The 2,148-nt window shown below is 46.7% G+C and carries 4 protein-coding genes; all 4 read right to left on the reverse strand.

Annotated elements, in window-relative coordinates; all coding sequences use genetic code 11:
* Nucleotides 1–262: CRISPR-associated endonuclease Cas2 (cas2, locus tag Q0349_RS10175; protein ID WP_298080799.1), on the reverse strand; the 262-nt coding region annotated here is incomplete at its 3' end.
* Nucleotides 262–1,272 carry a type I-C CRISPR-associated endonuclease Cas1c gene (gene cas1c / locus Q0349_RS10180; RefSeq protein WP_298080800.1) on the reverse strand — a complete coding sequence of 337 codons (1,011 nt, stop codon included), beginning with the start codon at nucleotides 1,270–1,272 and terminating at the stop codon, nucleotides 262–264. The genes cas2 and cas1c, both read right to left, overlap by 1 nt.
* Nucleotides 1,272–1,943 (reverse strand): Fic family protein, encoded by a 672-nt coding sequence (locus Q0349_RS10185; RefSeq protein ID WP_298080801.1) that lies wholly within the window; start codon nucleotides 1,941–1,943, stop codon nucleotides 1,272–1,274. Before Q0349_RS10185 ends, cas1c begins: the two co-directional genes overlap by 1 nt.
* On the reverse strand, nucleotides 1,940–2,148 hold a 209-nt coding region (locus tag Q0349_RS10190; protein WP_298080802.1), incomplete at its 5' end, for a Dna2/Cas4 domain-containing protein. The genes Q0349_RS10190 and Q0349_RS10185, both read right to left, overlap by 4 nt.

A 2,148-nucleotide genomic window follows, 5' to 3' on the forward strand; every position in this document is an offset into this window, starting at 1 on the left:
GTGCTGCCTTCGCGCCATAATGCTCAATTTTATTGCGCCCTTTGCTGCCGAGCATATAAAAACGCAAGCTGTCTGTTGCCGGTTGATAGGTCTGCAGCAGTTTGTCTTTAAGGCGTGCCCATTGTTCGGGATTGACATCGCATTCAAATACGGAATATTGCACACGCACGCCGTAATTCTGACAATGTGCGGCGATTTGCCGCAATCGTTTTGCACCGCTTGCGTCAGCAAAAGAGATATCGTAAGTAATGAGTACCAGCATTAGCGCATCAGGAATGGTGGGTATTGTTCGAGATCGCCACGTAAATGGCGTGCCAGTAATAATGCCTGAATATATGGCAACAGGCCAATTTCAACTTCTTCCTGCAAATAGGGATGCGTAATTTTTTCCTGTTTTTTGGCTTGTAGTGCTTGAAATAGTGATTTGCGTGCATCGTCTTTGATTTGTACCGCACCGCTTGCTTCAGTACTGAAATCTTTTAACTGGATTTGTTTTCTGTTGACCAGGCTCAATACCAGGCGGTCAATCCACCAGGCGCGGAATTCTTCTAAAATATCTTGCGCCAGGCTGTCACGGCCGGGGCGGTCGGCATGGAGGAAGCCAACTTGCGCATCCAGCCCTACACTTTGCAACGCACCGCTAATTTCTTTTCCCAATACGCTATATAGTAATGACAGCAGCGCATTTACGGGATCACGGGGTGGGCGGCGGTTACGCCCATCAAAGGTAAATTCTGTTTGGCGAATCAGGCGACCAAATACGGCAAAATAGCGGGATGCGGCATCGCCTTCGATGCCACGCACGCTATCCAGGGTATCTGTTTTTTGTAATTGGTGCAGGCTGCTATCCAGCGCGCGCACCGCTTCACTCAATTCGTTATCTTCACCATAATTGCGGATATGGCGCTGCAAGACACGGCGGCTTGCCTGTATTTTGGCAGCAATGATGTGGCGGGCAATAGGGACGGGATTGGTTTCAGACAAACGATATTGTGCGCGCCGCAGCAAGACATTGCCGCTTTGTACCCCTTGCAAGCGCCCCAAATATTTGCCGTATTCGGTAAAAAATGCCAGATTGACATTATTCTCACCACAAAAACCCAACAGGAACGGTGATACCAATACATTGCCGAAGCAAAAAATATGCGCAATGGCATGAACGGGCAGTTGCGCCAGTTTACGCTTTTCATGCGCTACAACCAGCGTTTCCCGCTCTTTGTGTAAATAGCATCCTTGTGTGGTAATAAACAGGGTATTTTGCAGTTTGCGCATCAGTTTTGGAATTTGTTTAGTACACGTTCATATTGTCTTTGCAGGAAGGCAATCATTTCATCTTTGTTGCCACTCTGATAAAACGGCAACATTTTATGGTTATATTCCAGTTGTGTATCAGCAAAGATAACCATTGGCGCATAGCCTGCAGAAAGCAGGATACCATTCATCATTAACTGCCCGGTGCGTTTGTTGCCATCGTAAAAGAATTGCGCCCGTGCCGTATCCAGAAAAACACCAAATGCCTTTATTGCAATATCTGGAGTCTGTTGATAATGTTGTAATAACTGTAAAAAGGCATTTTCAAGCTCCGTACCCGCACGGGGTGGGCGGTAATCTGTGCCGCTAATGCCTACCTGGCCATCGCGGAAATCGCCAACAGCCAACGCTTCATCTTTGGCAATCAGTGTATTGATATGAATAAAATTTTCTTTGTTGACGACAAATGTGTTGGTTGCAGCTTGTCGGATGACTTCTGACCAGCCTGCGGCAATATTCAATATCTGCGTTTGATCACTAATTTTATGACCACCAACAGTAATCCCGGATAATGTCGTTTGTACTTCCGGAAAGGTATAAGGATTGCCTTCAAGTTGCGCCATATTGAAAACAAAATCCGGGTGCATACGCCGCGCGATATACAGCGCTTTTTCTTTGCCAACCGATTTCATAAATCCTCTGCTTCTTGGGAAAACAGGTTAGCAATATAGATAGCAGAGCGGTCTTTGCTCAAAAGCTGCGGTTGGCATAAATCTATCAGCGAGCAAGATTTGCAATGCTTGGCATAATGTGCAGGAGGCGTCCTGCCAGATTCCAGCAGGTCGCGTACTTCGGCAATAATCGTTTGGGTTTCTGTGCGTAATGCCGCATCGAAAG

The sequence above is a fragment of the uncultured Cardiobacterium sp. genome (assembly GCF_938028185.1).
Lineage (GTDB): Bacteria > Pseudomonadota > Gammaproteobacteria > Cardiobacteriales > Cardiobacteriaceae > Cardiobacterium.

Bases quoted from the DNA above. Each gene is read 5' to 3' on its own strand.
- cas1c (WP_298080800.1), bottom strand. From the start codon at position 1,272: ATGCGCAAACTGCAAAATACCCTGTTTATTACCACACAAGGATGCTAT.
- Q0349_RS10185 (WP_298080801.1), bottom strand. From the start codon at position 1,943: ATGAAATCGGTTGGCAAAGAAAAAGCGCTGTATATCGCGCGGCGTATG.